Origin of the sequence: Sphingopyxis sp., assembly GCF_050725615.1 — a bacterium.
Taxonomy (GTDB): Bacteria; Pseudomonadota; Alphaproteobacteria; order Sphingomonadales; family Sphingomonadaceae; genus Sphingopyxis.
In genome coordinates this window covers 60,707-82,671 of the sequence record NZ_JBOHHU010000003.1, presented here as the reverse complement: position 1 = coordinate 82,671, position 21,965 = coordinate 60,707, and the positions used below count along the sequence as shown (strand labels likewise).

Sequence of the window (21,965 nt, the reverse complement as noted above, 5' to 3'; positions counted from 1 at the left end):
CCGCGTCTCCGCGTCTCCGCGTGAACCAAAATCTCTGCGGCCTCTGCGCCTCTGCACGCATTCCTTATTTCTGCCGCGGTTTCAGCGCGGGGCCGATGCTCGCGATATCCTCGACCCAGATATAGCCGTTGAAGCTCGCGGGGACCTGGGCGAGCTGGCGCGGGTCGCTGAGGCCTTCGTTCGACTTGCCCTTTTCATAGGGGCCGAAGACGATCACCTTAGCGCCGACCTTGTCCATCCGCTGGATCAGCCGGTCGGGCCAGCCCCAGAAGGCCCATTGATAATTGACCGGGATCGCGAGTGTACCGTTCCGGCAGCTGTCGGGGACGATGCCGGTCCAGCCATAGGCCACATAATCCTTGCTGCACGCCATCGCCTCGCGCTTGAGGTCGAACGACCAATTGGTCGGCAGCAGGTCGCGCATCCGCTTCACCGGCGCCTCGGCGCCGTAGAAGGCGTCGCCGATTGTCGCGCTGTCGCGGCCCGAGGCCTGCAGGATCGCGAACAGCTGGTCGGCCTCGCGCGCGTCCTTCGACTTGAAGTTGAACAGGATCGGGTGGACCGGCAGCGCCGCGATCCCCTGCTCGACGGTCGGCATCAGCCCGACGCCCTTGCCGCGCAGCGGGTACGTCTGGCCGCCGTCGGCGGTATAGCCATAGCCGATGTCGAGCGCCTGCAATTGCGCCAGCGTCAGGTCGCGCGTCTCGCCCTTGCCCTCGGTGCGGCAATCGACGGTCCAGTCGTGGAACAGCACCATCTTGCCGTCCTTGGTCGGCGCGACGTCAACCTCGACCATCGCGGCGCCATAGCCGACCGCGAGACGCATCGATTTGGGGGTATTCTCGAACACCGCGTGCGCCGGCGGATAGATATGCTGCGCGGTGCAGGTGTCGCGGCCGACAGCGGCGCGCTTGTCATAGAGGTGATAGAGGCCGCGATGCGCGATCAGCTTCGGCTTGCCGACGGGGGCGGGGGCGAGGAAGCTGGCGTTGCTGAGCGTCGCCCAAGCGACGAAGGCGGCGAAGAGCCACAGCGCGATTTTCGTGCCGCGCTTCATCGGCTTTTTGGGCGGGCCTTCGAGCGCGTCGGCCCAGTCGTCGGTCGTCGTCATAAGTCCCCCTCGTCGTCACCCCGGACTTGATCCGGGGTCCCGCTCAGCGACGTCGAAAAGCGGGACCCCGGATCAAGTCCGGGGTGACGCATTGAGCAGAAATCAGCACCTTATTGCGAGCGATTCGCAAAAGTTGCAACTTGCTACCCAATTTCTATATAGGCCGCGCCTTCGCTCCGCCACCCTGCCAGCCCGGCGATTCGGCGGTCAGCCACAAAAGACAAGAGGTGCTCCGATGCCCGACGTGATTTTCCCCGGCCCCGAAGGCCGTATCGAAGGCCGTTTCTCGCCCCCGCCGCGTCCGCGCGCGCCGGTCGCGCTGATCCTGCACCCGCATCCGCAGGGCGGCGGCACGATGAACGACCGCATCACCCAGGCGATGTACAAAAGCTTCGTCGCGCGCGGTTTCGCGGTGCTGCGCTTCAACTTCCGCGGCGTCGGCCGCAGCCAGGGCACGTTCGACAATGGCATCGGCGAACTCAGCGATGCGGCATCGGCGCTCGACTGGGTGCAGTCGATCCACCCCGAGGCGCAGACGACCTGGATCGCCGGCTTCAGCTTCGGCGCGTGGATCGGCATGCAGCTGTTGATGCGCCGCCCCGAGATCCGCGGCTTCCTGTCGGTCGCGCCGCCGGCGAACATGTACGACTTCAGCTTCCTTGCTCCCTGCCCTTCGTCGGGCATCATCGTCGCGGGCGGGCAGGACGAGATCGTGCCGCCGTCGGCGGTGCAGAAGCTGGTCGACAAGCTGCGCACGCAAAAGGGCATCACCATCCATCACGATGAGATCCCCCGCGCCAATCACTTCTTCGAGCATGAACTCGACCAGTTGATGAAGTCGCTCGATAACTATCTGGATATGCGGCTCGCTCCCGATTCGCCGATCCGCTGACGCGTCAGTCGAGCAGGCCCGCCTGCTCGATCATCGCGGCGGGCATATAGACGAACAGGATCAGCGCGAGTTCGCCGCAAATTACGGCGGCGACCGCGCGAATCCAGCCGCCGCGCCCCTCGCCCGCGTAAAACTGCCGCACCGCGAAGATGGTGAAGCCGAGGCCGAGCGTCAGGCGCGCCAGATTGCGGCCAATGCTGCGGTCGGCGAGGAATATTTGCATTACAAGGTCGGCGAACAGCGCGAGCAGGGTCGCCTGCGCCAGCACATAGAGCCGCATGACCATCGTGCCGAACAGTCCGGCGGACGCGCCGCGATAGAAGATGAAGTGCAGCACGAGCGCCGAAATCGCCGCCGAGAGCAGCGGGATGATCAGCGGCTCGTTCTGCAGCATCTCGATTACCGAGAGATCGGTCTTCGTACTGCCAGGCAGGAAGCGCGCGCGGAGCGCATAGTTCAGCGCCAGGGCGACCGCGATATAGGGCACCGCCTTGACGAGGATGTCGCGGTCGCGCTCGATATAACGGCGGATCAATACGCCGGGCCGGATGAACAGGCCGAGCAGCGTTTGCAGGACGCCCTTTTCCCACCAGTTCCCGACCAGCTCGTCCACCACGGCGCGACGGTCGATCGGCTCGGGCCGCAAATCCTTGCCGCAGTCGGGACAGAAACGCCCAACCTGCCGGTGGGCGCATGCGTCGCTCATTCGGCGCGATCGCCTTTCACCGCGGTTTCCGGCCCCGGCACCAGCCAGATGGCGACATTGGTGAACATCACCAGCGCCGCGACGATCATCAACAGCGCGCGGCGGCGGTCGCCCCCACGAAAAACGAAGATAGCGCCGCCGATCAGGATGAGGCCTGTCAGCATCAGCACGGACATCATGGTTTCGAGCATAGGGCGGCTTTATCGTCGGCGTCACAAATTTGCCACCTCGCTTATGGCCAATCCGCGCGCCTTCGCCTAAAGGCCGCTCATCGATTCCCTCCAGCCTCGCGGGAGCCGCATCATGCGCATCGCCATTGCCTCCGATCATGCCGCCTATGAGCTGAAAGCCCAGCTTGCGGACTGGCTGCGCGCGGCCGGACACGCCGTCGAAGACCTTGGCACCAACGGTCCCGACAGCGTCGATTATCCCGATTACGGCTATGCGCTCGCCGAGGCGGTCGCGAGCGGCCGCGCCGAAAAGGGCGTCGCGCTCTGCGGTTCGGGCATCGGCATCTCGATCTCGGTCAACCGCAACCCGGCGTGCCGCTGCGCGCTGGTCAGCGAGCCGCTGTCGGCCAGCCTGTCGCGCCAGCATAATGACGCCAATGTCATCGCGATGGGCGCGCGGCTGACCGGCATCGACATGGCCAAGGCGTGCCTCGACGCCTTCCTCACCACCGATTTCGCCGGCGACCGGCACGCGCGCCGCGTCGACAAGCTTTCCCAGCCTCCTTTCAATTTGGCCCAATTGGAGACCAGCCGATGACCACAGAAACGCTCGACAAGCCCATCAAATCGGCCGGTTATTTCACCGACGGCGTCGGCACCACCGATCCCGCGGTCGCGGCGGCGATGAAGCATGAGATGGAGCGCGAACAATATCAGATCGAGCTGATCGCGTCGGAGAATATCGTCTCGAAAGCGGTGCTCGAAGCGCAGGGTTCGGTCTTCACCAACAAATATGCCGAAGGTTATCCGGGCCGCCGCTATTATCAGGGCTGCGCGCCGTCGGACGAGGTCGAGACGCTCGCGATCGACCGCGCCAAGAAGCTGTTCGACTGCAATTTCGCCAATGTCCAGCCGCACTCGGGCGCGCAGGCGAACGGCGCGGTGATGCTGGCGCTGACCAAGCCCGGCGCGACGATCCTCGGCATGAGCCTCGACGCCGGCGGTCACCTGACCCACGGCGCGCCGCCCGCGATGTCGGGCAAATGGTTCAACGCGGTGCAGTACGGCGTGCGCCCCGACGATCATCTCGTCGATTTCGACCAGGTCGAGGCGCTGGCCAGGGAACATCGCCCCGCGCTCATCATCGCGGGCGGTTCGGCTTATCCGCGCACGCTCGACTTCGCGCGCTTCCGCGCCATCGCCGATGACGTCGGCGCACTGCTGATGGTCGACATGGCGCATTTCGCGGGCCTCGTCGCCGGCGGCGCGCATCCCTCGCCGATGGAGCATGCGCATGTCGTCACCACGACGACGCACAAGACGCTGCGCGGCCCGCGCGGCGGCATGATCCTGACCAATGACGAGGCGATCGCCAAGCGCATCAATTCGGCGGTCTTCCCCGGGCTGCAGGGCGGCCCGCTGATGCATGTCATCGCCGCAAAAGCCGTGGCCTTCGGCGAAGCGCTGCGCCCCGAGTTCAAGGATTATGCCAAGGCGACGATCGCCAACGCGCAGGCGCTCGCCAACCGGCTGAAGGCGCGCGGCGCCGATGTCGTCGCGGGCGGCACCGACACGCATCTCGCGCTCATCGACCTCCGCCCGCTCGGCATCACCGGCCGCGACGCCGATGAAGCGCTCGAACGCTCGGCGATCACCTGCAACAAGAATGGCGTGCCCTTCGACCCGCTGCCCCCGGTCAAGACCAGCGGCATCCGCGTCGGCTCGCCCGCCGGCACGACGCGCGGTTTCGGCATCGCCGAGTTCGAGGACATTGGCGACATGGTCGCCGACGTGCTCGAAGCTTTGCGCGACAAGGGCGAGCATGGCGACGCCGATGTCGAGGCCGACGTCCGCAAGCGCGTCCGCGCGCTGTGCGAACGCTTCCCGATCTATCAGGGCTGATCCGATGGCGCGCCAGCACCCCGAAGAACCGACGCTTGCCGAGCTGACGATCGAAGAGATCAAGGCGATGGGCAAGCAGGGCATGGCGCATCCGTCGACCAAGCCGGTGCTGATCGGCGGCGGCATCGGCGCGGCGGCCGGGCTGCTACTCGACGCGATCAGCTGGCCGGTCGGCCTGTTCATCGGCGCGGCGATCGCGCTGCTCATGCGGGTGCGTCGCTGACCGATGCGTTGTCCCTATTGCGGCCATGAAGACAGTCAGGTGAAGGACAGCCGTCCGACCGAGGACGGCGCGGCGATCCGGCGGCGCCGCCAGTGCGAGGACTGCGGCGCGCGCTTCACCACCTTCGAGCGGATTCAGCTGCGCGAAGTCGCGGTGCTCAAGGCCGACGGCGGCCGAGAACCCTTCGACCGCGAGAAATTGATGCGCAGCGTCCAGATCGCGTGCCGCAAGCGCCCGATCGACGCCGCGCGCATCGAGCGGCTGGTGTCGGGCATCCAGCGCCAGCTCGAAACCTCGGGCGACAATGAGGTCAAGGCCTCGCAGATCGGCGGCATGGTGATGGAAGCGCTCAAGGGCTTCGACAGCGTCGCCTATATCCGCTTCGCCAGCGTCTATCGCGAATTCACCGAGGCCAAGGACTTCGAGGAATTCGCCTCGACGATCAACGAGGCGGCGCACAAGGGGTGAGCACCGAAAACGCCCCCGGAGCCCCGCCGCCCGCCGCCCCGCCCCCCGTCATCGTCCTCGTCCGCCCGCAACTCGGCGAGAATATCGGCAAGGCGGCGCGCGCGATGCTCAACTTCGGGCTGACCGAACTGCGGCTGGTGACGCCGCGCGACGGCTGGCCGAACCCCGACGCGGGTCCGGCCGCCTCGGGCGCCGATATCGTGCTGGCGCAGGCGCGGGTTTTCGACAGCCTCGCCGCCGCGACGGCCGATTGCACCCACATCTATGCGACCACCGTCCGCAAGCGCGGCGTGTCCAAGCCGGTGCTCACGCCGGAGGATGCGGCGCGTCAGGTTCGCGCGACCGCCGGGCGGTCGGCCTATGTCTTCGGCGCCGAACGCTCGGGGCTTGAAACCGACGATGTCGCGCTCGCGCACAGCATCGTCACGGTGCCGATCAATCCCGAATTCGGATCGCTGAACCTCGCGCAGGCGGTGATCCTGCTCGCTTATGAATGGTCGAAGGGAGAGGCGCTGGCGAGCCCGCCCGAAGCGCCGCTCGACCCCGTCGCGCCGCACGCCGAATATGAAGAATTGATCCAGCATTTCGTCCGCGACCTCGACGCCGCCGGCTATTTCTTTCCGGTCGACCGCAAGGCGTCGACGTTGCGCGCGCTGCGAACGATGCTGACCAAGACCGGATGGTCGTATAATGATATCAGGATGATGCATGGAATCGTAACGATACTTGGCAGGACGCCCCGATCGCGATAATGCGCGGCCATCCTCCCTGGAGTTCGATATTCATGCTTTCCCTTATTCTCTCCCTGGCGCTCGCCGCCACCGCCGCCGACAGCGCGACGAATCAGCCTGCGACGGAAACCACCGCGACCGCCGAAAAGGCCAAGCCGAAGCTGATCTGCCGCCGTATTGCCGACACCGGCAGCCGCCTGCCGCAGCGCGAGTGCCGCACGCAGGCCGATTGGGATCGTCAGGCCGATTCGATGAGCAAGAAACTGAGCGGCAGCGACAAGAACTGACGCCGCCGGACGCCGTCGGCGGACCCGGTTTCCGGCGCGTCCGTCGATCCGTGAGATAGGGGGAGAATGATGCGACGCACCATTTTTCCTTGGCGAAATCGGCATATCGCCATAGACGGCGGCATTCTCCTGGAGATTTGACCCTATGTTGACGTTATTGCTTTCGCTTGCGCTGTCGTCCGCCTCGATGGACGCCGCAGCGGCCGAACCGATCGGCAGCCAGCAGGCTCAGCCGGCGAAACCCGCCAAGCCCAAGAAGGTTTGTCAGAAGATCGAGATGACCGGCAGCACCGTGCCCAAGCGCGTTTGCCGCACCGTCGAGGTGCCGAAGGTCGAAACCGATGCGGCCAATACCGCCTCGGGCAAGCCCGCCGGCAACAGCACCAACTGAAGCCGACGCGTCAGGCCGGGTCCGCGCGGATCCGGTCCCAGCGCGTCATTTCATACGCGATCGACTGTTCGACCAGTTCGTTCCACACCGCACGCAGCCGCGCGGGTTCCAGCCCGGCGGCTTCGGCTTCGCGCGCCACATTGTCGAGCACCTGCGCCTTGCGCGCCTCGTCCCGGACGATATTGCGGTCCGCCTTGATGCGCGCGGCGGCGTCCATATAGCCGAACCGGCGGACAAGCAGCGCGACGAGTTCGCGGTCGACCTGATCGACCCCGGCACGGACGTCGATCATCGTTTCGCAGGTTTCGGGGGATTTGGCAGCGGTCATGCGCGCGGCTTTAGCGGCTTTTTCTCGGCTGTCGACCCATCGTCCCGCCAGCGCCGCAACGCTTGACTTTGCCCCTCCCCCCGTCTAACCGCGCGCCTTCGCAATGGACCCCGCACCCCGGTGAAGCGGCGGTCGCATATGGCTCTGCCCATATGGTGCGACCCGGGAACCGCCGAAATCCTTCGGCACACAGCAAGTTGGAGACGACAAATGTCGAAGCGCCAGAGCGCCAAGTATAAACTCGACCGCCGGATGGGTGAAAACATCTGGGGTCGCCCGAAGAGCCCGGTCAACCGCCGCGAATATGGCCCCGGCCAGCACGGCCAGCGCCGCAAGGGCAAGGTGTCCGACTTCGGCATCCAGCTCCGCGCGAAGCAGAAGCTGAAGGGCTATTACGGCGACATCACCGAGAAGCAGTTCAAGAAGAACTATTTCGAAGCCAGCCGCATGAAGGGCGACACCGGCCAGAACCTGATCGGCCTGCTCGAGCGCCGCCTCGACGCGGTCGTCTATCGCGCCAAGTTCACCCCGACGATCTTCTCGGCCCGCCAGCTCGTCAGCCATGGCCACGTCTATGTGAACGGCGTGAAGTGCAACATCGCCAGCCGCCTCGTGAAGCCGGGTGACGAAGTCACCCTCGGCAAGAAGGCGCAGGAAATGGCGCTGGTCGCCGAAGCGCAGAGCCTGCCCGAGCGCGACCTGCCCGAATATCTCGCCATCGACGGCACCAAGGCGACCTATGTCCGCGTACCCACGCTGGACGAAGTCCCCTATCCGGTGAAGATGGAACCCAATCTGGTCGTCGAATTCTATTCGCGCTGATCCAGCGGTTCATCGCACAGAACAATGGGGCGGTCCGGCAACGGGCCGCCCCTTTTTCGTTGGCTGCGAATGGAGCAGATTGCCGCTGGCCTAGCGTGAAGGGCTGTCCGAAATTAGCCAAGGCAACCGGGCACGCTGCGGCCGGATAACTTAAGCCGGTTCCGGCCCGAGCGTTTCAATGATCCGGCAATCGTCGATCGTGCCTTGCTGGCAGGTCGTCAGCATCCGGCTAAGCTCGGTGCGCATCTTGCCCAGATCTGCGATCTTGGCATCGATCTCCTCAAGGTGCCGCGTAGCGATCTCGTCAACCGCGTCGCAAGGCCGGCCCCGATCGTCCGCGAGCGCGAGCAGCTCGCGCACATCGTCGAGGGGAAAACCGAGATCGCGGGCGCGCCGGATGAACGACAGGCGTTGGCGGTGCTCGCCGCCATAGCTTCGATAGTTCGCCGGCGTCCGGGCCGGGGGCGGGAGGAGGCCCTCCTTTTCGTAGAAGCGGATCGTCTCCGTTCTCGTTCCCGCCAGACGAGCCAATTCGCCGATATGCATGATGCCAACCTTATAGTTTCTACAAGGCCGGCGTAGGCGCTCGTGCGCGAAGGTTCAATGTCCGCCGAATTTGAAGCGGATGCCGCCATTGACGACGAAGCCGTCCGTCGGCGCCCATGCGTCGACCGTCCAGCTGCCGTCGGGCGCGCGTTGCGGCAGCAGGAGCGAATCATATTTGGTCTGCCGGATGTCGAGGATGTTTTCGGCATTCACGAACAGGCTGACCTTGCCGAACGTGATTTCGCCGAGCGCGCCGAGTTCGAAATAGGGACGGCTGCGCGTGCGATAGGGATTGTCGTCGAGCTGCTGGCGGCCGGTATAATAGGCTTCGATCCCGATGCGCCCCTTGCCATGTTCCTCCCACATGCCGACGAGCCCGGCGGTGTGACGCGGCGTGCGCGGCGTCGTGCGGCGGCCGGTGCCCGACGGGTCGGATTCGCTGGCATCGACAAAGACATAGCTGCCGGTGACCGAGAAGCCCTGCCAGCGGTAGCGCAGCATCAGTTCGCCGCCGCGCGCGCGCGCGGTTCCGATGGCGTTGACGAGGCGAACCGTGTCCGTATCGACATTCTGTAGCTGGACCGCATTGTCGATGTCCGAGGCGAAAAGCGTGAAGCTCGCTTCGATCGGTCCCTTGGCATAGCCGAAGTCGAGCGAGGCGGTTTTTGCCGTTTCGGCCTTGAGCGGGCCGAGCGGTTCGAGGCGCGACAGGCCCGCTGCCTCGATCTCGTCGACGAAGGGGGTGGGCGCATAGAAGCCCTTGCCGAGCGAGGCGCGGATCGTCCACTGGCCGGGACGATAAAGCGCCGACAGACGCGGACTGAACCGCGTGCCATAGTCGCTGTGAAAATCGACGCGCGCGCTGCCCGCGATCAGCAACTCGTCGGTCAGTTCCTGTTCGACCTGTCCGAACAGGCCGGGGACGGTGTAGCTGTAGTCGAAGCCCGGGAAGGCGCGCGAGCGATAGAGGTCGGCCTGGAAGGCAGCCCCCGCGAGCCAGTTCGTCGGCCCGCTTGTCCCCGCGAGCGAGGTTTCGGCGAAGAATGTGTGCTGCTTGTCGGTTTCGGCGCTGGTGCCGAACAACTGGCGGTGGCGCTGCGTCATCGCCGACGCGCGGACGCCGATCTTGCCGAGATTCTCGACTGGAAATTCGGTGACGAGCCCGGCGTCGAGACGGCGACTGTCCTGCGTCAGCGGAAAAGGCTGGCCGTCGGGCGCGGTGCGGCCGGCGAGCGTGCCGCCGGTGCGACCTTCGTGCGTCGCGCCGACGGTGACGAGCGCGGTCGCGCCATCGTCGCCTTCCCAGAAGAGACGCGGGCGGACCGTCCAGCGGTCGAAGCCCGGCATGTCGATCCAGCCGTCATCGTCGAGATCCTTGCGCGTCTGGCGATGATATCCGCCGGTGAGCGAATAGCTCCAGTTGGCGCCCAGCGGTCCCGATGTGTAGCCGGTGACGTCCTGCCCGTCGCGGGTCGTTGCGTTGAGCAGCAATTCGGCTTCCGCGTCTGCCGTTGGGCGGCGCGAGACGAGGTTGATGAAGCCGCCGAGCGCCGAGGGGCCGTAAAGTGCGGATGCCGAGCCCTTGATCACCTCGACCTGTCCGAGGTCGGTTGGGGGAATCTGCAACAAGCCGATCGAGGATGGCTGACCACCGTAGAGCGGCAGGCCATCGGAGAGCAACTGCGTGTAGCGTCCCGACATGCCCTGCATGCGGATATTCGACGATCCGAGCGCGGGCGAGGTGACCTGCACACGTACGCCCGGCGTTTCGGCGACGAGCATCGAGACATTGCCCGGCGTCATCAGCAATTTTTCTTCGATTTCCTCGCGGCCGATCACTTCGACGCGGATCACCTCGTCCTGCACGCGGCGGCCCGAGCGCGTCGCCTGCACGACGATATCCTCTTCGCCTTCCTCCACCTCTTCGTGCTGCTCCTGCGCATGAGCAATGGGCGTCCAGAGCAACGGGCTCGGCGTCATCGCGGTCGCTGCGACGAGCAGGATGTTGGAGGATTTCAAGTCGGTAACTCCGGTTGGATATTATCCGGCCGCGCATCACGCGGCCAACCGGTGGCGCCATAAAGGTTGAAGTGGCTACAAGGTCAAGCGCCGTTTGAACTTCGTCATGCTCTCGCTGAAAGGCCGCTTGCAATCCGGAAGCCAGCCGACAGAAAACCATCAAAGTCAGCGCTGTATACGAGTCCTGGCCCCACCCTCGCATCCCCCTGCCCCGGCTGGCCCAAGCCGGGGCATCACCATTCGCTTTTCCCCGATATCCTGTTTCTCCCCGACCACCTGTCCGGACGCAGTGGTTTGGCCAGGCTTATGCCAATATTAGATCCCTATGGCGGCCGTCGCGCTTGATCCTTGTGCGCCGCTACCCGCTTGGATCAGCGCGACAGGAAGGTCGTGATGCGCCCCAGCATCGCGGTCCGCGCGTCGCCGTCGGTAAGGCTGTGCGCCAGCCCGGGATATTCGACCAGCTCGACGCTCTTGCCCGATGCGGTCAGCGCCCGCTTCATCATCCGCGCCTGTTCGATATCGACATTCTGGTCGAGCGTGCCGTGGAACATCAGCACCGGAACCGCGATTTTTGCGGCATTCTGCGCCGGCGACCCTTCGCGGACGTGCGGACCCGAGCCGATGAAATCGCGGGTGATCGAACCCGACGTATATTTGTCGGCTTCCAGTTTCAGCTCGGCGAGGTCGGTCACCGGCGCGATCGCGACGATCGAACGGAACAGGTCGGGCGCCACCACCCCCGATTGCAGCGCCGCATAACCGCCATAGGACCAGCCGACGATCGACAGCTTCGCCGGGTCGGCGCCTTCCTTGACCAGCCAGCGCCCGGCGTCGCTCACATCGCCGATCGCGGTCCGCCACGACTGGAAGCCGTTGTTCTGATACCATTGGTCGCCATAGCCCGACGAGCCGCGATAATTGGGCTGGACCACCGCGAAACCGCGCGCCGCGAAATATTGCGACAGCCAGTCGAAACCCCATTCGTCGCGCGACGACGGCCCGCCGTGCGGCATGACGATCGCAGGCAGACCCTTTGCGTCGGTGCGCCCCGGCGGCAGCGTCAGATAGCCCGGGATCATCGTGCCGTCGGCGGCCGGATACTGGATCGCCTTGACCGGCGAGAGCGTCTGGTCGGCGAGCATCGGGCGCTCCTCGAGCAGCGGGCGAAGCTGCTTCGCGGCGGGGGTGTAGCGATAATAACGGCCGGCATCGACGTCCGACCCCGCCCAGACCAGCCACTGGCTCTCGTCCGCCGAGGCATCGAGGAAATAGACCTCGCGGCCGCCGAGCGCCTTGGACAGCGCCCCCGCCATCGCCGCCACCTTGGTGTCGGTGGTCACCATCTTGCGGCGATCGGTCGCATATGTCGCCCCGACCACGCGGCGCTCGCGCCCGACGCGGACCAGCCCGTCGACATCGACCTCGGGGTGCCGGAACAAGATATCGCCGCGCCCGGTCCCGTCGAGCCGGACCGAACTGACCGCCAGGCGGCCGTCGACCTTGGCGAAACCGATGGCGCGATCGGTCGCGGCGTCGACGGTGACGGGGTCGAACCCCTCGTTGGTCAGGACATTGACGGCGGACAGCGTTTGCCAGTCGCCGCCCTGGCCCGATTTGAAGAAATAGCGGATCAGGCCGCTGTCATAGCCGGTCTGCCCCTTTTGTCCCTGCGTCCCCATGATGCGGACCTTGCCCTTGCCGTCGGTGATATATTCGACGGCGTCGCGGCGCGGCTTTTCGACGACCTTGATCGCGCCGCTGGTCGCATCCATCAGATCGACCCCCATGCCCTCGTCATCCTTGACGATCAGCGACGCCGACTCGCGGTTGGCCTCGCGGACATGGCTGCGCATCACCAGCACGCTGCCGACGGGGCCCGGCTGCCAGTCGATGACGCTGCCGCCGCGCAGGTCGAGGCCCAGCGCGTTGGCGCCGCGCCGCGTGCTCAGCGTCCGGACGTCGCCGCCCGCCGAATCGACGCTGACCAACGTCGTGAAGCCATAGATGTCCGCGCCATATTTCTGGCGGCCGCCGACCTGGCAGATGAGCCGCGCGTCGGTCGCCCAGCGGCACCAGGACAGCATTTCGGGATCGCCGCTGGCGCGCAAGATGCGGCGCGGTGTCGCGCCGTCGGCGATATCGACGACATACAGATCGTTCGCCTGCCCCTTGTTCGGCGCGATGAACGCCAATTTGGCGCCATCGGGCGACAGGCTGACCTGGGTGACGCCGGCCAGCGTGCCAAAGCGGCGCGCCACCTCGTCCTCCTGCGCCCAGACCGGCGCCGAACCCATCGCCAATCCGAACCCGAGCAAACCCAGCCAGCGACCCCGCATTCGATATCTCCCTGTTTTTTGGTCCCGTTTTCCTTTGCTAGAGGGCCGACCGGCAATTTCCAAGGACGAAAGGTTGCAGCGCGGCAGCGATGCTTGCACCCGCCGCATCGGGCTGGCACAAGCCCGGTCGTCGCAAACGAAACTTTTCCAAGGACATTTCCATGCTGCGTTCCCCCCGAACCACTGTGGCCCTCGCGGCCCTTCTGTCGCTTGCCGCGTGCGGCGGCGCCGACAAGGCAGCCACCGATGCCGCCGCCACCGCCATTCCCGACGTCCAGATCCCCGAACTGTCGCTGAAGACCCTGCAGGAGGTGACCAAGGAATTGTCGTCCGACGCCTATGAAGGGCGCGCGCCGGGAACGCCGGGCGAGGAAAAGACCGTCGCCTATATCATCAAGAAGTATCAGGAAGCGGGGCTAAAGCCCGGCAACAACGGCCAATGGACACAGGATGTGCCGCTGGTCGAGATCACCGCGCAGAACGCGACGCCGCTGACCTTCACCGGCGGCAAGGCCCCGGTGACCGCGCAATATGCCAAGGATTATGTCGCCTTCAGCTATCGGGTGCAGCCCAAGACGGTGGTCAAGGACAGCGATGTCGTCTTTGTCGGCTATGGCATCAACGCCCCCGAAAAGGGCTGGAACGACTATGCCGGGCTCGATGTGAAGGGCAAGACCGTCGTCGTCCTCGTCAACGATCCCGACTGGCAGACCAAGGAGGCCAAGGGCGAATTCAACGGCCGCGCGATGACCTATTATGGCCGCTGGTCGTATAAATATGAGGAAGCGGCGCGCCAGGGCGCCGCAGCGGTGCTGATCGTCCACGACACCGAACCCGCCGCCTATGGCTGGAACGTCGTCGAAAGCAGCAACACCGGCACCCAATATCTCGCCGAAAGCAAGGACGGCGGCGCCAGCCAGACCGTCGCCAACGGCTGGATCCAACTCGCCAAGGCCAAGGAACTCTTCGCGAGCGCCGGACAGGATTTCGACAAGCTGCGCGACGCGGCGAAGGTCAAGGGCTTCAAGTCCGTCGCGCTGGCCGGCGTGAAGGCGAATTTCTCCTTCGACAACCAGATCGCCAAAAAGATGTCGCGCAACGTCATCGGCGTGCTGCCGGGCGCCAAGCGTCCCGACGAATATGTGCTCTACACCGGCCATTGGGATCACCTCGGCCGCTGCACCCCGGTCGCGGGCGACGACATCTGCAACGGCGCGGTCGACAATGCGAGCGGTATCGCGGGCCTCGTGACGCTGGCGCAGGCGTTCAAGACCGCCGGCGCGCCCGACCGGAGCATCGTGTTCCTCGCGGTCACGGCCGAGGAATCGGGCCTGCTCGGATCGAAATATTATGCCGAAAACCCGATCTTCCCGCTCGCCCAGACCGTCGGCGGCGTGAATATGGACGCACTCAATGCGGTCGGCCCGACCAAGGACATCGTCGTCGTCGGTGGCGGCAAGTCCGAACTCGACGCCTATGTCGAAAAGCTCGCCAAGATGAGCAATCGCGTGATCAAGGCCGAACCGACCCCCGAAAAGGGTTTCTATTACCGGTCGGACCATTTCAGCTTCGCCAAGCTCGGCGTCCCGATGTTCAACTTCGGCAGCGGCGACGACCTGGTCGTCGGCGGCGTCGAGGCGGGCAAGAAGGCCTCCGAAAACTATGAAAAGAACCGCTATCACGCGCCGGGCGACGAATATGAGGCGATCACCAACTGGGACGGCATGATGTCGGACCTGCGCCTCTATTATGCCGCCGGACGGATGCTGGCGATGACCGATGCCTGGCCGAACTGGGTCAAGGGAGACGAATTCCGCGCCGCCCGCGACAAGTCGCGCGCCGGGAAATAAGCGGGTGCAAGGGAATGGATCGCGTCTCGTCCGGTTGACGGCGGACGCGGTCTTTCCCGGCATCGGGCTGGCGATCGCGAGCGTGGTGCTGCTCTACGGCACAGCCCTCATCGCTCCGCTGCTGATACCCGACGCGGTGTGGCGGCAGGTTCCGCTGCTGCTGATCACCGGTTTTCTGACCGCCGCCCTGCCGCTGCTCGCGCACGGCCTGTTCATCGTGCTACTGGCACGCCACCTGCTCCGCGAGCCGCCGCGCCTCGGCTGGCGGCAGTGGGGCGCCGCGCTCGCGCTGACCGCGATCATGGTCGCGGGCCTGTGGCTCGACGGGTTGGGCAATAATGCGATGTGCGGCGACGGGAAGATGTACGCGCCGAGCACGTTGCCGCAACTGCCATGGGCGTGGATCGGCTGGGCCCTGCTCGTCGTCACCGCGCTCCCCTCGCGCCTCCTCGGCTATCCTGCCGGTCGCCTGCTGCACTGGAGCGACCGTGTCATCCTCGCGGCGCCGTTCGCGGTCGCGGTGTTCGTCACCGGACTGCCCTTCCAGCGCGCCATCGACGATTGCGAGATCGTCGAAGGTTGGGGATTGTTCGAAGGCGGGCTGTTCCTTATTCCGCTGCTCGCGCTCTTCCTGTTCACCCTGTCCTTTTCGATCGCCGTGCTCAGCGCGGCGTTCGTCCGGCCCGAAGCTTCCGAGACTGTCGCATGACAATGAAAATGCCCGCCGAATGGGCGCCACACGATGCCGTCTGGATCGGCTTTCCGCACATGGCGGAGGAATGGTCGGGCCAGATCGACGCGGCGCGGCGCGACGTCGCCGCCTTCGCCAACGCCGTCCATGACGGCGGGCGCGGCGAGGAGGTGCGGCTGGTCGTCAACGACGAGGATCAGGCGGCGATCGCGGCAAAGCTGGTCGATCCCGGCGTGCGCCTGCTTGTTCAGCCGCTCGGCGACATCTGGCTGCGCGACACCGGGCCGATCATCGCGGGCAGCGGCGCGGCGCGGCGCGCGCGCAATTTTCGCTTCAACTGGTGGGGCGAGAAATTCATCATGCCCGGCGATCAGGAAGTCGGCGGCGCGCTCGCCGCGACGACGGGCTTTCCGGTCGACGAGCAGGACTGGGTGCTGGAGGGTGGCGGCATCGACGTCGATGGCAGCGGACTGTGCGTGACGACCGAGGAATGCCTGCTCAACCTCAACCGCAATCCGTCGCTGACGCGCGAGGATATCGCGGTCCGACTACACCAGTCGCTGGGCATCAAGCGGCTGTTGTGGCTCGGCGACGGGCTGATCGGCGATCATACCGACGGCCATGTCGACAATCTGGCGCGCTTCGTCGGCGAAGGGCGGCTAGCCCTGCCTGTCGCCGCAGGGATCGGCGACCCCAACGGCGCGATCTATGCCGACGCTCGGGCGCGGGCCGAAGCGTTCGGCGGCATCGAGATCGTTGACCTCCCCTCGCCCGGTCGGGTCGAAATCGACGGCGAGATCGCAGCGGCGAGCTATATGAACTTCTATATCGGCAATAGCACGGTCGTCGTCCCGACCTATGGCGTCGCCAATGACGCGGCGGCGGTTGAAGCGCTCGCGGCGCTGTTCCCCGGTCGCCGCGCGGTCGGCGTGCCCGCGCTCGGCATTATCGCGGGTGGAGGCAGCTTCCACTGCTCGAGCCAGCAGCTTCCGGCCTAGCATCGCGCGCGAAGCCGCTTATATTCGGCTCGATTTGAGCTCCATCACGGAACCCCGAATGACCCGCACCCTTACCGTCGCCGCGCTCCAGCTTGCCCTGCCCGGCCCCGTCGAGCCCAATATCGACGCCGTTTCGGCGCTCGTCGAGGAAGCGGCGGCGAAGGGCGCGCAGGTCATCCTGCCCCCCGAATTGTTCGAGGGCCCCTATTTCTGCCAGGTCGAAGATGAGGCACTCTTCGCCAGTGCACGTCCGACCACCGAGCACCCGAGCGTCGTCGCGATGCAGGCGCTCGCGGCGAAGCTGAAGGTCGCGATCCCGACGAGCTTTTTCGAACGCGACGGGCATCATTATTACAACACGCTGGCGATGATCGGTCCCGATGGCGACATCATAGGGACATACCGCAAATCGCACATCCCCGATGGCCCGGGTTATGAAGAGAAATATTATTTCCGGCCTGGCAACACGGGGTTCAAGGTCTGGGACCTGTTCGGCGCGCGCATCGGCGTCGGGGTTTGCTGGGACCAATGGTATCCCGAATGCGCGCGCGCGATGGCGTTGATGGGCGCCGAAGTACTCTTCTATCCGACGGCGATCGGCAACGAACCCTATGACGCGGACCTCGACACCAGCCGCATGTGGCGCCGCGCGATGCAGGGCCATGCGGTGTCGAACTGCATGCCGGTGATCGCGGCGAACCGCATCGGGACCGAGGGCGCGGCGAATTTCTATGGCCATAGCTTCATCAGCGACGAATGGGGCGATCTGACGCAGGATTATGGCGCGAGCGAAAGCGGCGTGCTCGTCGAGACGATCGACCTCGACCGGGCTGCGAAGCATCGCGCGGGGATGGGTTTCTTCCGCGATCGTCGCCCACAGTTGTACGGACGATTGATCGAAGATATCTGAACAATAAGCTACAGGATACTGAAACTATGGAAATTCCAGACGACATCTTCACCGAGCCCGAGGATGTCGATCCCGAGACCCTCGCCAATCTCGGTCCGCTGCGCCGACTCGCCGGGATTTGGGAGGGCCAGCGGGGGGTCGATATCAACCCCAAGGCCGATGGCCCCGAGACGCGCCAATATTATGAGCGGATCGAAATGCAGCCGATCGACCCGCAGGCGAACGGGCCGCAGCTTTTCTATGGCCTGCGCTATCACCTCCACGTCAACACGCGCGAGGAGGACATCACCTTCCACGACCAGGTCGGCTATTGGCTCTATGAACCCGCGACGGGCCTGATCCTGCAGACGCTCACGATTCCGCGCGGTCAGACCGCCATCGCGGCAGGGCACGCAGCCCCCGACGCGACCAAGCTGGTCCTCAAGGCGACGCGCGGCCAAACCGAATATGGTATCTGCTCGACGACCTTCCTCGACTTGGCCTTTACCACCGAATCTTACGAGATTTCGGTTAAGTTCCAAGAGGATGGGACATGGAGCTATGTCGTCGACACGACGTTGTTGGTGAAAGGCCGCGACGAACCTTTCCTGCACCGCGACCGCAACACGCTCAAGAAAATCGGCGAACCCGACCTCAACCCCTGGGCGAAGATTGCGCGCGGGCTGGCGCCATCGGTCGAGACCGAATAGCCCAACGAATAAGGGCGAGCCCCGATGGACTCGCCCCATGACCCCAAAAGGGACTCGAACCCCAAAACCAATACCATAGCTTATCAATCGCGGCCGTCACGATCTTCGCATTTTTCGCCGGAAATGCAAGGAAAATCGGCCCTTTTCGGCGCTCGTCCGCCCCGATTTCGCGACCAAATTCCCGGCCCTACACCGGCCAATTGTCGCGCACCCGCATGAAGCCCGGTTTGCGGATGATGTCGCCCGGCCCGACCCCGTCGACGAGGTTGTCGGCCGCGAGCCACAGATGCGTGCCCACCTCGTTATTGCTGACCGGCGGCTGCGGCCGGACGCAGATGCCGACGCGGCCGACCGCGACGCGATTTTCCGAGATCATCAGATATTTGCCGATCGATCCCCACACCCGGATACCGTGATTGAACGGCGTATCGGTGCGCTGCGCCGCCCAATCGAGCGTGTTGCGCTGGATGCGTATCGTGTCGGCATTGCCGACGAAAAGGCCCATCGGAACATAGACCTTCTCGCCCGGCTTGCGCAGCGACAGATGATTGTCGGCGATGGTGACGCTGCCCGCGCGCACGGCCTTCTGGTCGCTCCAGCTGGTGCCGACATGGACGCCGCGGATGAAGCCATAGACCTTGTTGCCACGGATCTGCACCGTCGTGAGCTGACGCCCGCCGCAGGTGATCGCCTGGCGCGCATAGCTCGGCATCTGGCTGACAAAGCGGTCGAACCAGGCTTTCGCGCTGGGCAAGGTGTCGCGGAAATTCTCATCGCGCGCCATGCGCGCCGCGAGCTTGCGCAGATATTGGACCAGTTCGGCCGCACTCGCCACCTCGCCGAGCGGCGCGAGCCGCATCGCCTTGGTCCAATCGGCCTGGGTAATCGGCGATTCGAAGGTCACCGCGACCGATCCGACCTTGATCGTCACCCGGCCGTCGCCGGCATCCGGAAGTTCGCGTTCGGTCCGCGCGCTGGGTTCACCGATCAGGATCAGCGAGCGCTTCACCTCGGGATCGACATTGGCGAAGCGCGCGTCGCCGAGCCGCCCGCCCATCGTCTTGAGCGCGCGCTTGTAGGTCGGCGACCGGTCGGGATCGGCGATCACGATGTCACTCAGCCGTTTGAGATAGGCCTGCACCCCGGCGATCGTCCGGCGTTCGTCGGCGCGCGGCGGTTCGGCTTCGAACAGGCGCGCCCATTCCTCCTGCGGCATCGGCGATTCGAAGGTCGCGACGAGCGGCCCGATGCGGAACTCGCGATTGCCACCGTCCCTGGTCGCCGCCTCGCGCGGGTTGGCGACAAGCAAGGTCACCAGCTTCTTGCGCCATTGCGCCGCCTCCAGCTGCTGCTTCGGCGACAGCCCCGCCTTGCCGGGAATGACCGCGAGCTCATTGTCGGCGATGATCGTGTTGATCGCATCGGTGACCAGGACACCGTCCTGTGCGAGCCCGATCGCGAAGCGGTTGCGGATGACATGCACCGAATCGAGCGCCTTTTCGTTCGATCCGCGGATCGTCAGCCCGGTGCGCTCGGTGTCGGCGCCGCCGCCGCAGCGCAGCGACACGCCCTCGACATCGACCGTCGGGCAATCGAGAATCGTCACCACCCCCTGGCGGAACGCGATCTTGCCGAGCGCACCCGACCCGTCGGGCGCCGCAACGTCGAGGTCGCGCAGGGTGACGCTGGCACAGCCTTCGAAATGCAAGGCACATTCGGCACGTTTGGCGACGATGCGGGTGCCGCCGCCGGCGCCGTGGATCGAGATATGCCCCTTGCCCTTGATCTCCACCCGTTCGCCGGTTTCATAAAGGCCGCGCTGGAAACAGATGCTCGCATCCTCGCCGTCCTTGATCGCCTTCAGGATCGCGACCCAGTCGCTGCCTTCGGTGACGATATAGGTCGAGCAGCCGACCTGCTGGAGCCCGGCGAGTTTTTCGATCGCCTCCTGCACCGTGTTGGCGCCCGCGAGCGGCGGGGTGTTGCTGGGATCGAAGGAGGTTTGCGCGGCGGTGCTGAGATTGGCGTTGAAATGGATCGGCAGGTGGGTCGGATTGCCCGCCGCGTCGAGCAGGCGCGCGACGACGCGCTGGTTCTGGGTCGCGGCATCGAGCGACCAGTCGATCGTCGCGACGCCGTCGGCGCCGGTCAGCGCATTGCGTTTCTTGAGATTGTCGGCGACCGGGCCGAGCCGGCCATCGCCGCCGACGATCTCGAACTCGATGCTGAGCCCGGGAAGCGGCGTCTTGCCGCGGATCACGCCGACGCGCAGCGGCGCTGCGAGCGCGATGCGCGTTGCGGGGGTCAGCGGATCGGGCATCACCTCCTGCCCGTCGCCGCCAAGATAAAGGAAGCTGCGCAGCGCGGTGAGCGGCGGGAAGATGGTGCGGCAGTCGCTGCCGATGCTCCAGCTTCCGTCCGCCGCGCGGGTGACCAGCGCCAACGCGGCATAATGATGGACGACGCCCTTGGGCGGCAACAGCGCCTCGGCTCCCGTCGTTTCGTCGGTCGGCCATTCGATCGTCGCGGCGAGCGAGCGCGCCGGAATCTGCCAATGGTCGCCGGTCGCGAGCCGTCCGGCGGCGAAGAAGACCTCGATCCCCTGTTCGACCACGACCCAGGTGTCGGGGACGATGTCGATCGGGAGGCCGCCTTCCCAGCGGCGCACGATACCCTTGGCGGGAAGCCCGCTGAGATCGGGGGCGCCGCCGTTGGTCAGCGCGGCGAGCGTGTCGGGGTGGCGTATTTCGCCGAGGCTGGCGCGGGTGCCGTTGATGTCGGAGAGGCGCGCGAAGAAGCCGGGCTGGCCGCTGAGCAGCCTTGCCTCGTCGACGATCTCGACCCAGTCGTCGCGCTTGAGCGCGCTCGGCTCGTCGGGGCCGAGGCTGTCGAGGATCAGCGCGCCATTGTCGATCTCGGCATAGCGCGCCTCGCGAATGCCATTGTCGCGCGACCATTTCCAGCGCCCGCCCGCCGCGCCGCCATTGTGGATTTCGACGCGGTAGAGATGGTTTTCGAGGCTGCGATAACCGCCGGTCGCGGGCAGCGCGCAGGGATCGGCAACCGCTGCCGCGGCGCGGGCGCGCGCCGCCATGCGTCCGGCGGCGGCTGGACCAAAGGGCGACCAGCCGGGGGCGAAGCTGGCGCAAGTGACCGGCGCGGCCACCGCGCCCGCCGCGATCAGGTCGGCGAAACGCGCGAATTTGACCTGCCAGACGATCTGGTCACGGATCGCCGTATCAGGGCCGCCGAACGCGCTTTCGCGGATCAGCGGATCGTCGGCGGCGGTGACCGGGCGTTCCCAGACGTCGAGATAGGCGAGATAATCGCCCGCCGCGCCGGGCAAGGCATTGCCCGGCCAGAAGGGCTGGCTTTCGGCGCTGCGATAGAGGTCGGCGGCGATAGCGTTCGCGGCCGACAGCGCGGCGGCGGCGTTGAAACTCTGCAAACCGTCGACATCGTCGAGCAGCGCCGCGACCCGCACCGCCTGCGCGACCATATTGCCGGCGAGCACCAGATAGTCGCCGACCGCGACGCGCGCGCCGCTATCGACCCGCCAGCGCGTCGCCGCCCCTGCCCCGGACTGGCGCGTCAGGGCGAGCCGCACCGGCGCGGCGTACGACAGACCGATGCCATCGACATAGGCCTGGCCGCCGCCGATCAACAGGGTTTGCGCTCCGGCTCCGGCGAGGATCGCAAAGCCCGGCGCATCCTCGGGGAAGCCGCTGGCGCCGATCACCGATTTCGCGGTGCTTCGCAGCGCGCTGCGGTGAATGTCGCCCGCTTCGTTCCAGTCGGCGTCGGTGAACAGCCGCCCCTGCTGCATCCGCACGGCGCTATAGCCCTTGGCGGGGCGGAAGGTGTCGCGGGTGAAATCGCCAGTCATCGTCTT

22 protein-coding genes are annotated in these 21,965 nt (G+C 65.7%); 14 read left to right on the top strand and 8 right to left on the bottom strand.

What is annotated here, in order from left to right; all coding sequences use genetic code 11:
* Positions 1 to 64 precede the first annotated feature (64 nt).
* On the bottom strand, positions 65 to 1,111 hold the full coding sequence (locus ACREB7_RS01430) for a glycerophosphodiester phosphodiesterase family protein (RefSeq protein WP_431590526.1): 1,047 nt from the start codon (positions 1,109 to 1,111) through the stop codon (positions 65 to 67).
* Positions 1,112 to 1,346: 235 nt separating this feature from the next.
* Between ACREB7_RS01430 and ACREB7_RS01425 the strand changes: the two genes are divergently transcribed.
* On the top strand, positions 1,347 to 2,003 hold the full coding sequence (locus ACREB7_RS01425; protein ID WP_037510410.1) for an alpha/beta hydrolase: 657 nt from the start codon (positions 1,347 to 1,349) through the stop codon (positions 2,001 to 2,003).
* Between the two features lie 4 nt (positions 2,004 to 2,007).
* On the opposite strand, the gene ACREB7_RS01420 is transcribed toward ACREB7_RS01425, so the two are convergent.
* Complete coding sequence (locus ACREB7_RS01420) at positions 2,008 to 2,709, bottom strand: DUF3667 domain-containing protein (RefSeq protein WP_431590525.1); 702 nt, start codon at positions 2,707 to 2,709, stop codon at positions 2,008 to 2,010.
* Positions 2,706 to 2,900, bottom strand: coding sequence for a hypothetical protein (locus ACREB7_RS01415; protein ID WP_431590524.1), 195 nt, complete (start codon positions 2,898 to 2,900; stop codon positions 2,706 to 2,708). The genes ACREB7_RS01420 and ACREB7_RS01415 overlap by 4 nt, the downstream gene beginning before the upstream one ends.
* Positions 2,901 to 3,012: 112 nt before the next feature.
* On the opposite strand from ACREB7_RS01415, the gene rpiB reads away from it, so the two are divergent.
* The 7 genes from rpiB to ACREB7_RS01380 all read left to right on the top strand — a co-directional run bounded on the left by rpiB (position 3,013) and on the right by ACREB7_RS01380 (position 6,881).
* On the top strand, positions 3,013 to 3,477 hold the full coding sequence (rpiB, locus tag ACREB7_RS01410; RefSeq protein ID WP_431590523.1) for a ribose 5-phosphate isomerase B: 465 nt from the start codon (positions 3,013 to 3,015) through the stop codon (positions 3,475 to 3,477).
* On the top strand, positions 3,474 to 4,781 hold the full coding sequence (glyA, locus tag ACREB7_RS01405) for a serine hydroxymethyltransferase (RefSeq protein WP_431590522.1): 1,308 nt from the start codon (positions 3,474 to 3,476) through the stop codon (positions 4,779 to 4,781). Before rpiB ends, glyA begins: the two co-directional genes overlap by 4 nt.
* Positions 4,782 to 4,785: 4 nt before the next feature.
* Entirely contained in the window at positions 4,786 to 5,004 is a 219-nt protein-coding gene (locus ACREB7_RS01400; RefSeq protein WP_431590521.1) for a hypothetical protein, read from the top strand.
* A 3-nt stretch (positions 5,005 to 5,007) separates the two neighbouring features.
* Complete coding sequence (nrdR, locus tag ACREB7_RS01395) at positions 5,008 to 5,472, top strand: transcriptional regulator NrdR (RefSeq protein ID WP_056350659.1); 465 nt, start codon at positions 5,008 to 5,010, stop codon at positions 5,470 to 5,472.
* Complete coding sequence (locus ACREB7_RS01390; RefSeq protein ID WP_431590520.1) at positions 5,469 to 6,224, top strand: RNA methyltransferase; 756 nt, start codon at positions 5,469 to 5,471, stop codon at positions 6,222 to 6,224. The genes nrdR and ACREB7_RS01390 overlap by 4 nt, the downstream gene beginning before the upstream one ends.
* Before the next feature lie 32 nt (positions 6,225 to 6,256).
* Positions 6,257 to 6,490 (top strand): hypothetical protein, encoded by a 234-nt coding sequence (locus ACREB7_RS01385; protein ID WP_431590519.1) that lies wholly within the window; start codon positions 6,257 to 6,259, stop codon positions 6,488 to 6,490.
* A 145-nt stretch (positions 6,491 to 6,635) separates the two neighbouring features.
* Positions 6,636 to 6,881, top strand: a complete 246-nt coding sequence (locus ACREB7_RS01380) for a hypothetical protein (protein WP_431590518.1) — start codon at positions 6,636 to 6,638, stop codon at positions 6,879 to 6,881.
* A gap of 10 nt (positions 6,882 to 6,891) precedes the next feature.
* Here the strand turns inward: ACREB7_RS01380 and ACREB7_RS01375 are convergent, their stop codons facing one another.
* The gene (locus tag ACREB7_RS01375; protein ID WP_431590517.1) at positions 6,892 to 7,209 is read right to left on the bottom strand and encodes a chorismate mutase; all 318 of its coding nucleotides are present in this window, start codon (positions 7,207 to 7,209) and stop codon (positions 6,892 to 6,894) included.
* A gap of 210 nt (positions 7,210 to 7,419) precedes the next feature.
* On the opposite strand from ACREB7_RS01375, the gene rpsD reads away from it, so the two are divergent.
* A complete protein-coding gene (rpsD, locus tag ACREB7_RS01370) occupies positions 7,420 to 8,031 on the top strand; it encodes a 30S ribosomal protein S4 (protein WP_431590516.1) in 612 nt (203 codons plus the stop codon).
* A gap of 150 nt (positions 8,032 to 8,181) precedes the next feature.
* Here the strand turns inward: rpsD and ACREB7_RS01365 are convergent, their stop codons facing one another.
* The 3 genes from ACREB7_RS01365 to ACREB7_RS01355 all read right to left on the bottom strand — a co-directional run bounded on the left by ACREB7_RS01365 (position 8,182) and on the right by ACREB7_RS01355 (position 12,935).
* Entirely contained in the window at positions 8,182 to 8,577 is a 396-nt protein-coding gene (locus tag ACREB7_RS01365) for a MerR family transcriptional regulator (protein ID WP_431590515.1), read from the bottom strand.
* Positions 8,578 to 8,631: 54 nt separating this feature from the next.
* Positions 8,632 to 10,596, bottom strand: coding sequence for a TonB-dependent receptor plug domain-containing protein (locus tag ACREB7_RS01360; RefSeq protein WP_431590514.1), 1,965 nt, complete (start codon positions 10,594 to 10,596; stop codon positions 8,632 to 8,634).
* Positions 10,597 to 10,967: 371 nt separating this feature from the next.
* Positions 10,968 to 12,935 carry an alpha/beta fold hydrolase gene (locus ACREB7_RS01355; protein WP_431590513.1) on the bottom strand — a complete coding sequence of 656 codons (1,968 nt, stop codon included), beginning with the start codon at positions 12,933 to 12,935 and terminating at the stop codon, positions 10,968 to 10,970.
* A 161-nt stretch (positions 12,936 to 13,096) separates the two neighbouring features.
* Between ACREB7_RS01355 and ACREB7_RS01350 the strand changes: the two genes are divergently transcribed.
* The 5 genes from ACREB7_RS01350 to ACREB7_RS01330 are packed head-to-tail and all read left to right on the top strand — an operon-like array spanning position 13,097 to position 18,073.
* Positions 13,097 to 14,785: a M28 family metallopeptidase gene (locus tag ACREB7_RS01350; RefSeq protein ID WP_431590512.1), complete on the top strand. Its 1,689-nt coding sequence runs from the start codon at positions 13,097 to 13,099 to the stop codon at positions 14,783 to 14,785.
* A gap of 34 nt (positions 14,786 to 14,819) precedes the next feature.
* A complete protein-coding gene (locus ACREB7_RS01345; RefSeq protein ID WP_431590511.1) occupies positions 14,820 to 15,494 on the top strand; it encodes a hypothetical protein in 675 nt (224 codons plus the stop codon).
* Positions 15,491 to 16,474 (top strand): agmatine deiminase family protein, encoded by a 984-nt coding sequence (locus ACREB7_RS01340; protein ID WP_431590510.1) that lies wholly within the window; start codon positions 15,491 to 15,493, stop codon positions 16,472 to 16,474. Before ACREB7_RS01345 ends, ACREB7_RS01340 begins: the two co-directional genes overlap by 4 nt.
* Positions 16,475 to 16,532: 58 nt before the next feature.
* The gene (gene aguB, locus ACREB7_RS01335; RefSeq protein ID WP_431590509.1) at positions 16,533 to 17,384 is read left to right on the top strand and encodes an N-carbamoylputrescine amidase; all 852 of its coding nucleotides are present in this window, start codon (positions 16,533 to 16,535) and stop codon (positions 17,382 to 17,384) included.
* A 26-nt stretch (positions 17,385 to 17,410) separates the two neighbouring features.
* Entirely contained in the window at positions 17,411 to 18,073 is a 663-nt protein-coding gene (locus ACREB7_RS01330) for an FABP family protein (RefSeq protein WP_431590508.1), read from the top strand.
* A 187-nt stretch (positions 18,074 to 18,260) separates the two neighbouring features.
* Here the strand turns inward: ACREB7_RS01330 and ACREB7_RS01325 are convergent, their stop codons facing one another.
* Positions 18,261 to 21,959 (bottom strand): DUF6519 domain-containing protein, encoded by a 3,699-nt coding sequence (locus tag ACREB7_RS01325; RefSeq protein ID WP_431590507.1) that lies wholly within the window; start codon positions 21,957 to 21,959, stop codon positions 18,261 to 18,263.
* Between the last annotated feature and the right edge of the window lie 6 nt (positions 21,960 to 21,965).

Excerpts from the sequence above, each read along its gene's own strand:
- ACREB7_RS01430 (WP_431590526.1), bottom strand. The coding sequence starts at position 1,111 with ATGACGACGACCGACGACTGGGCCGACGCGCTCGAAGGCCCGCCCAAA.
- ACREB7_RS01425 (WP_037510410.1), top strand. The coding sequence starts at position 1,347 with ATGCCCGACGTGATTTTCCCCGGCCCCGAAGGCCGTATCGAAGGCCGT.
- ACREB7_RS01420 (WP_431590525.1), bottom strand. The coding sequence starts at position 2,709 with ATGAGCGACGCATGCGCCCACCGGCAGGTTGGGCGTTTCTGTCCCGAC.
- ACREB7_RS01415 (WP_431590524.1), bottom strand. The coding sequence starts at position 2,900 with ATGCTCGAAACCATGATGTCCGTGCTGATGCTGACAGGCCTCATCCTG.
- rpiB (WP_431590523.1), top strand. The coding sequence starts at position 3,013 with ATGCGCATCGCCATTGCCTCCGATCATGCCGCCTATGAGCTGAAAGCC.
- glyA (WP_431590522.1), top strand. The coding sequence starts at position 3,474 with ATGACCACAGAAACGCTCGACAAGCCCATCAAATCGGCCGGTTATTTC.
- ACREB7_RS01400 (WP_431590521.1), top strand. The coding sequence starts at position 4,786 with ATGGCGCGCCAGCACCCCGAAGAACCGACGCTTGCCGAGCTGACGATC.
- nrdR (WP_056350659.1), top strand. The coding sequence starts at position 5,008 with ATGCGTTGTCCCTATTGCGGCCATGAAGACAGTCAGGTGAAGGACAGC.
- ACREB7_RS01385 (WP_431590519.1), top strand. The coding sequence starts at position 6,257 with ATGCTTTCCCTTATTCTCTCCCTGGCGCTCGCCGCCACCGCCGCCGAC.
- ACREB7_RS01380 (WP_431590518.1), top strand. The coding sequence starts at position 6,636 with ATGTTGACGTTATTGCTTTCGCTTGCGCTGTCGTCCGCCTCGATGGAC.
- ACREB7_RS01375 (WP_431590517.1), bottom strand. The coding sequence starts at position 7,209 with ATGACCGCTGCCAAATCCCCCGAAACCTGCGAAACGATGATCGACGTC.
- rpsD (WP_431590516.1), top strand. The coding sequence starts at position 7,420 with ATGTCGAAGCGCCAGAGCGCCAAGTATAAACTCGACCGCCGGATGGGT.
- ACREB7_RS01365 (WP_431590515.1), bottom strand. The coding sequence starts at position 8,577 with ATGCATATCGGCGAATTGGCTCGTCTGGCGGGAACGAGAACGGAGACG.
- ACREB7_RS01355 (WP_431590513.1), bottom strand. The coding sequence starts at position 12,935 with ATGCGGGGTCGCTGGCTGGGTTTGCTCGGGTTCGGATTGGCGATGGGT.
- ACREB7_RS01350 (WP_431590512.1), top strand. The coding sequence starts at position 13,097 with ATGCTGCGTTCCCCCCGAACCACTGTGGCCCTCGCGGCCCTTCTGTCG.
- ACREB7_RS01340 (WP_431590510.1), top strand. The coding sequence starts at position 15,491 with ATGACAATGAAAATGCCCGCCGAATGGGCGCCACACGATGCCGTCTGG.
- aguB (WP_431590509.1), top strand. The coding sequence starts at position 16,533 with ATGACCCGCACCCTTACCGTCGCCGCGCTCCAGCTTGCCCTGCCCGGC.
- ACREB7_RS01330 (WP_431590508.1), top strand. The coding sequence starts at position 17,411 with ATGGAAATTCCAGACGACATCTTCACCGAGCCCGAGGATGTCGATCCC.
- ACREB7_RS01325 (WP_431590507.1), bottom strand. The coding sequence starts at position 21,959 with ATGACTGGCGATTTCACCCGCGACACCTTCCGCCCCGCCAAGGGCTAT.